Origin of the sequence: Escherichia sp. TW14182, from assembly GCF_000208525.1 — a bacterium.
Classification (GTDB): domain Bacteria; phylum Pseudomonadota; class Gammaproteobacteria; order Enterobacterales; family Enterobacteriaceae; genus Escherichia; species Escherichia ruysiae.
Genome location: NZ_AEJZ01000516.1, coordinates 1 through 679 on the forward strand (window position 1 = coordinate 1; position 679 = coordinate 679).

General features: G+C 45.9%; 2 pseudogenes. Both read right to left on the bottom strand.

The window, feature by feature from the left end:
• Positions 1–593, bottom strand: a pseudogene (locus tag EQY_RS0123810) (hypothetical protein); the annotation flags it as partial.
• Positions 574–679 (bottom strand): annotated as a pseudogene (locus EQY_RS27170) (toxin YdaT family protein); the annotation flags it as partial. The pseudogenes EQY_RS27170 and EQY_RS0123810, both read right to left, overlap by 20 nt.

A 679-nucleotide genomic window follows, 5' to 3' on the forward strand; every position in this document is an offset into this window, starting at 1 on the left:
GCACTGAACACAACCGCGTCAGGGTGTCGGGTTAAAAAATCCTGTTCAGCCATCTGCGAGTCCGGTTGCGAAGCTTCCGGACGAGAAGTGTTTTTATTCTCTGTAGTAATCTCTGTTGTATTCTCTGTAAGATCATCAGGCCATTTTGACCTGATGACATTGGGTCGTTTTGAACCAATGGAGCGTGCCATTTTGGCCTCTTCCATCGTGTCATTTTGACCTGATGGAGCGGCGCATTTTGACCTGATGGATTCGCTCACTTTGCCACCATCTAAAAGCTCGCTCTCGTAATTAATCGTGTAAAAATTAGTCATGTCACGCTTTGATTTGTTGAGCTTTTCGCAACGCAAAAGCCCCAGCGCTTTCAGACTTGCAAATGCGCGTTTTAACGTTGACTCTGACCAGAACGGGAACTGTTCCAGCCATTGTTCTGTTGTGTTATAAATCCAGCGAACCCCGTCACATTCCATACCGGAACTGGTATCTCTCAACCAGTAATGCAGCTGCTGTAACACAATGGCTTCGTTCAGACCTATTTTCATCGCCAGCTGCGTGTTAATAACCAGTGGGCGTTCAGCAAAAAGAAGACTCATAATTCCATCCGGCTTTTTGTTGATATTGCTGACGATACGCACGCTTGAAAGCAATGGCTTTTTCTATAAGCTCGTCAGTCTCACGT